Source organism: Candidatus Electrothrix sp., from assembly GCF_052785085.1.
Genome location: NZ_JALAAI010000042.1, coordinates 19,527 through 27,401, shown reverse-complemented (window position 1 = coordinate 27,401; position 7,875 = coordinate 19,527). Strand labels below are relative to the sequence as shown.

The 7,875-nt window shown below is 45.6% G+C and carries 8 protein-coding genes; 3 read left to right on the top strand and 5 right to left on the bottom strand.

Features of this window, described 5'->3' with window-relative positions:
- Window positions 1-82 precede the first annotated feature (82 nt).
- The gene (locus L2082_RS08730) at window positions 83-331 is read right to left on the bottom strand and encodes a hypothetical protein (RefSeq protein WP_446008447.1); all 249 of its coding nucleotides are present in this window, start codon (window positions 329-331) and stop codon (window positions 83-85) included.
- A gap of 665 nt (window positions 332-996) precedes the next feature.
- Here L2082_RS08730 and L2082_RS08725 point away from each other — a divergent pair.
- From L2082_RS08725 to L2082_RS08715, 3 genes are all read left to right on the top strand, one after another.
- Entirely contained in the window at window positions 997-1,296 is a 300-nt protein-coding gene (locus tag L2082_RS08725) for a hypothetical protein (RefSeq protein WP_446008448.1), read from the top strand.
- Window positions 1,283-1,729 carry a type II toxin-antitoxin system YhaV family toxin gene (locus tag L2082_RS08720; protein WP_446008449.1) on the top strand — a complete coding sequence of 149 codons (447 nt, stop codon included), beginning with the start codon at window positions 1,283-1,285 and terminating at the stop codon, window positions 1,727-1,729. Before L2082_RS08725 ends, L2082_RS08720 begins: the two co-directional genes overlap by 14 nt.
- Window positions 1,730-1,850: 121 nt before the next feature.
- Window positions 1,851-2,981 carry an ATP-binding protein gene (locus L2082_RS08715; RefSeq protein WP_446008450.1) on the top strand — a complete coding sequence of 377 codons (1,131 nt, stop codon included), beginning with the start codon at window positions 1,851-1,853 and terminating at the stop codon, window positions 2,979-2,981.
- An 8-nt stretch (window positions 2,982-2,989) separates the two neighbouring features.
- Here L2082_RS08715 and L2082_RS08710 read toward each other — a convergent pair whose 3' ends face one another.
- From L2082_RS08710 to L2082_RS08695, 4 genes are read right to left on the bottom strand one after another with little or no spacing between them, the layout of a single operon-like run.
- Complete coding sequence (locus L2082_RS08710; protein ID WP_446008451.1) at window positions 2,990-4,150, bottom strand: ABC transporter permease; 1,161 nt, start codon at window positions 4,148-4,150, stop codon at window positions 2,990-2,992.
- Window positions 4,151-4,163: 13 nt separating this feature from the next.
- The gene (locus L2082_RS08705) at window positions 4,164-4,826 is read right to left on the bottom strand and encodes an ABC transporter ATP-binding protein (RefSeq protein WP_446008452.1); all 663 of its coding nucleotides are present in this window, start codon (window positions 4,824-4,826) and stop codon (window positions 4,164-4,166) included.
- Between the two features lie 60 nt (window positions 4,827-4,886).
- Window positions 4,887-6,308 carry an efflux RND transporter periplasmic adaptor subunit gene (locus L2082_RS08700; RefSeq protein WP_446008453.1) on the bottom strand — a complete coding sequence of 474 codons (1,422 nt, stop codon included), beginning with the start codon at window positions 6,306-6,308 and terminating at the stop codon, window positions 4,887-4,889.
- A complete protein-coding gene (locus tag L2082_RS08695) occupies window positions 6,305-7,813 on the bottom strand; it encodes a TolC family protein (RefSeq protein WP_446008454.1) in 1,509 nt (502 codons plus the stop codon). Before L2082_RS08695 ends, L2082_RS08700 begins: the two co-directional genes overlap by 4 nt.
- Window positions 7,814-7,875: the final 62 nt, after the last annotated feature.

Here is a 7,875-nt window from a genome sequence, read left to right as displayed (position 1 = left end):
TAAGCAAGAGAAAGTAGTTTCATGGAAAAACCTCTTTGATTTTTTTCACAAATTATAATATTATCTCCCCAGAATGTCTATTCTAATTATGCAGAATATGGCGTTTCCCACTAATCTGCGAAGAGCCAAAATATTTTGCCTGATACCCTGTTTTCCTGCCGTCTGCTTTCTTCCAATACGCCTCGACTCCGCCATCACCACCTGCGCCTTCAACTCGTCTGAATTCGGCATCAGCGGGATATTCTTCCCTGCGTGCCAGTTGGCAGACCAGCTCTTCAAAAGAAAGGCGTTGCCCTGACTGAAATCCATGAATTTTAGAGAAGTCGATCATTTTACTTTCATACCCATTAAAGAAAGACGAAATACTTTTTTTTCTTAGAGTTACAAAACCCTACCCTGCTAGGAAACTTTTTGTATGTAGTAATGCAAAAAACGATAAGAAGCAAGCGAGTACTCCTCATCTTGCCTTCCCTCTCACCTCATATCATGCTATACAATACGGTATGCTAGCAACCTACCAATCAAAACGTTGGTACACCCCTACCAGTGGTTTCTCCAAGAGGCCTGATCGAATTAAAATCAAAACGACTGAGCGGTCAGGATCAGGATGATATTGCGAATCTGCGGAGCTTATTAGATGAAGACTGACATGAGTCCGGAGGCCGTCACAACGAGGCTTAGAAAAACAAGCGAACTGAGAAGCTTATGTATTTCCCTGGGCGGAGACAGGTTAAAGAAAAAGCTGCTGAAGAAAGCAACTATGCAGGCAGACCAGGTAGAACAACAGTCTCAATCTGACAGCATGCCCCACCTAACACAGGGCTGAGGTTAAACAAAATCGCTCCACATCCACCAATCCTCTATAAAAGAATGAGAAATGGAGGACTTTTTCAGCGTAGTCACCTCTTGAAACAATATATATTTTTGTATATACTATAATAAGTTCAAAAAGATATTCTCAACAAAACAAGAAGCAAGCCCCTCTCAGGTGGTCTTATGGAATCAACAGAAAAAAAAATATTCAAACATGGCGGGAGCTGGGCCGTGGATCTCCCGATGCAATTTGCAAAACAATTGGATAACCAAAGCGTTGTCATTGAAAACTCTCCCAAGGGTTTACTGATACGCCCCAAAAACGCGCTGGACACGATGGAGCAGGATCCGCTTTTCCGCCAGTTTGTCCGGGCATTGGGCATACATGCGATGAAGCATCCTGAAAAGCTACATGATGTCGAGGAAGTTTGGGATGAAGAATGGGATGATCTTCTCGAAGGAGTTGACATTGAAGCAGAATGACTTTCTTCTGAAATACCACGAGTACTATTATCAAAGAATCCGCAAACTGAAAGATCGTCTGAAAGAGTTAAAGGCGACCTTGCCCCATGAAGAATATGTGCAGCATGAGCTGGTGAAGTTCGCAGCACGAATCCGAAACGCAGACCAGAGAATCATTCCAGAGAATCCCAACAAACCTGAATACCGCCTCAAGGGTGATCTGAAGAAATTTCGACGCTATAAACAAGGATTGAAACGATATCGTCTGTTCTTCTGTTTTTCAAGCAACCCGGCGATCATTCTCTATCTGTATTTGAACGAAGCAAAGCATCTCCGCAAACAGGGAGGCAAAAACGATCCTTATGAAATCTTTGCCCGTCTGGTCAACAATGGAACATTCTCCCATGATCCTGCTGAGGAAAAAATCCAGCAATGGATTCATGACAGGTTGTGAAGCCTGGTTGACACTGTTGCCAGCGGTAACATTTTCGGGTTGACCTGAAAATATACCGAATTATATTCTGGTTGACCCAAAAATTTTTCACCCGCTATTATACTCACCCCCATAACATCCAATGGAAAGATATATACAAGCCCCGGTAAAAGATGATCTGCAAAAAAAAATGGTCTTTGTCGGCGGCCCAAGACAGGTCGGCAAGACCACAGCATCCCTGAATATCTTACAAGGTGACGAGCAACACCCCGCCTATTTTAACTGGGATTTTGCTGATGATAGGAAAGTGCTTCTTCAAGGCGGACTCCCCACAGGGCAGCCTCTTATCATTCTGGATGAAATTCATAAATACAAAGAATGGCGAAACTTTGTCAAGGGTTTGTACGACAAAAATAAATCCCGGACTTCCTTTTTGATTACCGGCTCGGCCCGGCTGGATTATTACCGCAAAGGTGGGGATTCTCTTCAGGGCCGTTACCATTATTATCGCCTCCATCCCCTGTCCCTCTATGAAATCACGCCAAATCCCTCTTCTCAGGATGTGGATGCCATCCTCAAATTCGGCGGTTTCCCAGAGCCTTTTTTTGCTCAATCAGAACGTGACTGGAAACGCTGGCAACGGGAACGAATTTCACGGGTGATCCATGAAGACCTTGTCTCTCTTGAGCATGTACGGGAGGTGGGACAGCTGGATCTCCTTGCTCTGCTCCTGCAGGATCGGGTGGGTTCGCTCCTTTCTCTCAACTCATTGCGAGAGGATCTCTCAGCCTCCCATGAGGCGGTTGACCGATGGGTTCGTATTCTGGAGAATCTGTACTATTGTTTTCGGCTCAGACCTTTTGCAGCCAACCGGATAAAGGCATTAAAGAAAGATAAAAAGCTCTATCTTTGGGACTGGTCCTTATGCCCTGACTCCGGGACACGGTTTGAAAATCTGGTTGCGTCGAACCTCCTTAAATATTGCCATTATCAGGAAGATACGCTTGGCGACAACATGGAACTCTGCTTTTTGCGGGATCAGCTCAAACGAGAGGTTGATTTTATTGTTTTGCGGGACAATAAACCGCTCTTTGCAGTCGAGTGTAAAACCGGGGCCCAATCCGTGAGTAAGCATATTGCCTATTTTTCCGAACGAACAGACATCCCCTGCTTCTATCAAATCCATACCGGAAAAGATGATTATGAGGTGGCTGACCTACGGACGAGGATACTGCCACTTACTCGCTTTGTTACGGAAATATTGCAGAGATAATCAGAAGATCACTCAGAACGTAGGGCCGTAATAGGGTCTAATTTGGCTGCCTTATGGGCAGGGTAAAAACCAAAGAAAATTCCAACCAGTGATGACACGCCCAGGCCCAGCCAGAGTCCCATTTTGGGGATAAAGAATGTCCATTCATTGATAGAGCAGACAATATAGCAGGACAGAATGCCAAGCCCTGCTCCCAGAACTCCCCCGATCAAAGAAAGAATAACAGCTTCAGTTAAGAATTGACGGCGGATGTCCCGCTGCCGTGCGCCAATGGCGCGGAGGATACCGATTTCCCGCCGTCGATCCATCACGGAAGTGAGCATGACGTTCATGATGCCGACTCCGCCGACCAGCAGAGAGATCGCGCTGATGACACCTAACAGCATAGTTTGCATAGCAGCCTGTTCTTGAGCAGTTTTAATCGCTTGCACATTCGCCTTCACTGTGACTTCTATATTGTTTCTCTGTTTGAAATATCGCTGAATTTCCATCGTCGCAACTCGGAAGTCTACACCCGGTTTCATTCGGGCGGTAATCTTACTAATACTTTTTTTTCCAAAAAAACGAATTGCTGTAGAAATCGGTATAATCGAATAATTAGCGTACCAATCACTTGCACTCTCTTCAAGCGTTCCAATAATCGTGTACGGTTTATTTTCCAATTTGATTGTAGAGCCAATCAGGGAGCCAGCGAACTCCTTAAATTCCGGTTTATTTAACAATCTTGTTCCTATGACGACATAGGACTTATTTTCGTCCAGCATTGAAAGAAACCGCCCGGATTTAAGTCGCAGTCTATTCATTTCCTTATACTTTATAGTTGTTCCTGTAATCAGAGTATTCCCATTCTCATCACCAAAAAAATACCCTCCATAATTGGTTATCATCGGCACCACGTCGGCAAGCGTTTGACTACTATCAAGCAACAAAAACGCATCTTGTACAGTGATACCGTCATCATCTCCTCGACTCCAAGGAACCTGAATCTGCAAAATATCAGGTCCTAACTCAGAAAATTTCCGCATTGATTCCTCTCCCCAGATAATCCCAATAGACACCAAGGCAATAACCGCACCGATAGCAATACTTATACCGAGCAAGGCCAGCAGAGTTCGCTGTTTTGCGGTATACAAACTACGGACCGCTTCTCGCACGTAGGTTAGGAACATGATGACCTCAATATCACCTCAACACCCCGTCTTTCATCATCACATGGCGGGAGCATTGCCGGGCAATCTTCTCATCATGGGTGATGATAATAATAGTGATCCCCTCTTCCTGATTCAGGCTGATAAATAAATCCATTATCTCTTTACTCACATGGGAATCCAAAGCACCGGTGGGTTCATCCGCCAAGACAATAGCCGGTTTGCCGATAAGGGCACGAGCAACAGCCACCCGCTGCTGCTGACCACCGGATAACTCATCAGGACGATGAGTGGCACGATCAGACAGTCCGACCTTTTCCAGCATAGCCAGGGAACGTCGATGTATTTCCCTGGGAGGAACCTTGCTGTAGCGCAATGGACAACCAACATTTTCTGCAGCAGTCAGGCGTTGCAGGAGATAGAATGACTGAAAGACAAAGCCGATTTTCTGATTTCGCATGGCAGCCAGTTCATCATCGCTACAATGCAGCACTTCTTTCTTATCCAACCAATATCGCCCCCGTGTCGGTCTATCCAGCAGGCCCATAATACTCATCAGGGTGGACTTACCGCTTCCCGAAGAACCAGTGACTGCCAGCAGATCTCTCTGATGCACATCAAGGTTTATCCCTTTCAGAACAGGCATCATAGTATGGCCGACCTGATAGGATTTATACAGATCACGTATTTTCAGCATAATGTTTCATGGATGAATTCAACCATATCGGGTATCGTAGGGGCACGGCGTGCCGTGCCCCTACATCAGAGGCGGCAGAGGCTCCCGCATGATCTTGTCGCCGACTTCAAGCCCTTCAAGGATCTCCACAGTATTGGCCTGTGTCACCCCGATTTTCACCGGTACTTTTTTCGTTTCGCCGGTATCTTTCATGCGTTTTCTCACCCATGCCTGTTGCTTGTCATCAACAGTGACAAAGGCAAAGGGAATAATGATGGCATCAGGTTTTTCGGAAATAAGCACTTCCATGTCTACCGACATGCCAAGTAGGAGCTGTTCTCTCTGCTCATCCGTGGGCGAGGCAACTGAAATACGGGCGGAAAAAGAAGGGGCTTTCCCGGGTTCCTCTCTATCCGCCTGAAAGGAAATATATTGCACAGTCCCTTGCAGAGTCAGATCATCCTGAAAGGCATCTCCGGTTATAGTGACCTCCTGCCCTAGTTGAAGTTTCAGGATATCGTTTTCATCCACTTGCGCTTGAATATTGAATCCGCTTAAATCGGCAATGGTGAACAGTACCTGATCCTGCTTCACAAAGCTTCCTGGTTGAATCTCAATTGATTCTTCATTCTTACCGCTGACAGGCAATAAAACAACTCCATCCATAGGGCTGACCAGTTGCGCTTTGGCAATGCGATCCTTAATCGCCTTCATCTTGAGCAGAGCATTTTTCTTTTTCAACTCAGCTACATGTATTTTCTCTTCACTACCTTTGTCTAAGGTCAACGCAAGTTCTTGCTGGAGAAAGGCAATTTCACTTTGCTGTTTGTGATACTCCTCTTCCAGTCTTTCTCCTTCTGAGCTTGACACAATGCCTTTTTCTAACAACCGCTGAGTTTTTTTAAGATCTCTTTGGGTTATTTTCAGGCCATACTGTTGTTTCTTTAAATTATGCCGTATCCGTACAACCTCTAAACTCTTTTCCAGTTCTTTTAAAGAGGTCAACTCTTGCTCAGCTTCCAGATACGCAGCCTGCGCTTCCTGATAGTTGGCCTCTTCCTTCTCCGCATCAATACGCAGCAGCACTGTATCTTGTGCAACAAAATCTCCGTATTGAAAATTCTTCTCCAACACCTTACCTTCCAGAGGTGCAACAACATCAATCTGTCCAAGCGGCTCAATCTTCCCTGTCAGAGAAAGGGTGTTTCTCAAGGTCTCCCGTTTAACCGTCAGAACCTCATCTCGGGGGCTATCTCCTTTTTGGGCCTTGTCCAAGCCTCCAGGAAGCAAGGAGGCCAATTCCTCGCGCCAGAAATATCCACCTATCCCGATGCCAAGAATAATCAGCAACAGGAAGAAAAGCCTATAACATCGCTTGCTACGTCTGAGCTGGTTTTGTACGGCAAAATGCTCATCTTCAAGCTGATAATGATTCGCCTGGAGTTGATGATATTTTTCCAGAAGATCGGTTTCCTGTTCAAGAGACTCGTGCGCGTTACTCATGGCAGCTCCACTTTTTCGGCATTTTTAAGATCAATTCCCCAGTGCTCCAGGGTTGTCCCTAAGAACTTATCCAAATCAGTCAAGGCATTAAGGTAGGCAATCTTCTTGCTGTTTTCATCATATTGCGCCGTAATTAAACGGTCCTGATAGGTCATCACCTGAAAGTTACTTGACTGGCCGCTTTTCAATTTTTCCAACTCAATATCAAGTTGTTTTTGGGACAAGGCCCGTGCCTTTTGAGAAAGTTCAACCTGCTTCCACTGCATGCCAATATCCCGATACGTATTCTGTACTGATATTTGCAGGTTCTCCCTTAACTCCTGCAAAGCAATCTTTGCCTTTCGATACGCCACCTTGGTTTGGAGAAGTTCATGTTTTATTGATTCATCACCAAAAGGTATTGTTAATTTCATTGCAACAGAATAGTCTCCTGCCCCGGAACTTTCCTCTTCTAACGAGTCTAGCATGTATCCGCCAGAATCCGTCATATTGTACCGTGTTTCAAGATCCAGTTGCCAAAGCTGATGATTCTTTGCCAACAACATGTTGGTTTCAGCTATCTTTAATGTGTTCAGAGCCTGCTGGTACTCTGGCCGGTTTGTAAAAACAAGTTCTAATAAGGTTGCCAATTTCAGTGTAACAGGCTCTGCCTTGATGGAATCACTTGGTTCTATTAAGGTATGTCGGTCAATATCCAATAACTTGAGCAAATCCAGCTTCTTTGTTTCAACATCGTTCTGACTGGTCATCAAGCGTAATTCCCGGCTTGCCACATTCGCTTCATTTTCAATAAGGTCCACCCTGGCCTTGCGCCCTTCTTTGACCAGCATTTGGTCGCTTTCCAACAGTTCTTGGGATCGCTCAAGAGATGAACGATGAATCTCCAGTCCACGCCGGGCCAGAAGAAGGCTCCGGTAGGCATGAACAACCTGCGTGATCGTGTCCATCAAAGTTGTTTGTAATGTCAGGACATTGTTGTGTTCCTTATATTCCGCAAGAATCTGATCAGCCCTGTTCACCTGTACCCCGCCTCCTTTGAGAAGAGGCTGGGTGAAAGACAAGGCGATATCATTGCCGAAATCATCAAACCATTGATCATCCTGTGATGTATGGACAGGTTGACTCCAGGTCAGGCTGAATGCTCCTCCGGTCGGCACCTTGAGAACGGCTTCGCCACTGATTTCTGTCCGGTGTGCAGATTCCCCGGCCACATCTTCCTGTATAGCTGAAGAAAAAAGATAGGCATCCGGCAAAAATTTATCCTGAGCGATTTTCAGATCAAACCGCTGCACAAGGCGATCAAGATAGGCACTTTCCACGGTACGACTATGCCGTAAAGCCAAGGTCACAGCCTCGGCCAGGGTCATCTTTTGAACGTCCTGCTCGGAGGAGGATGCAGTTAAAGCAGTGGCCTTATTTACGCTGGCCGCAAGCAGGAGAAGTATAAGCATAACAAGCAACAAGGCGTTGCTATACCATTTTTGAAATACGGACTCAAGAATCATATCTATCACTGGGAAGAGAGTATATTTACCAGGTGATTGCTGTTTGACAGAACGGTATAACA

Bases quoted from the DNA above. Each gene is read 5' to 3' on its own strand.
- L2082_RS08730 (WP_446008447.1), bottom strand. From the start codon at position 331: ATGATCGACTTCTCTAAAATTCATGGATTTCAGTCAGGGCAACGCCTT.
- L2082_RS08725 (WP_446008448.1), top strand. From the start codon at position 997: ATGGAATCAACAGAAAAAAAAATATTCAAACATGGCGGGAGCTGGGCC.
- L2082_RS08715 (WP_446008450.1), top strand. From the start codon at position 1,851: ATGGAAAGATATATACAAGCCCCGGTAAAAGATGATCTGCAAAAAAAA.
- L2082_RS08710 (WP_446008451.1), bottom strand. From the start codon at position 4,150: ATGTTCCTAACCTACGTGCGAGAAGCGGTCCGTAGTTTGTATACCGCA.
- L2082_RS08705 (WP_446008452.1), bottom strand. From the start codon at position 4,826: ATGCTGAAAATACGTGATCTGTATAAATCCTATCAGGTCGGCCATACT.
- L2082_RS08700 (WP_446008453.1), bottom strand. From the start codon at position 6,308: ATGAGTAACGCGCACGAGTCTCTTGAACAGGAAACCGATCTTCTGGAA.
- L2082_RS08695 (WP_446008454.1), bottom strand. From the start codon at position 7,813: ATGATTCTTGAGTCCGTATTTCAAAAATGGTATAGCAACGCCTTGTTG.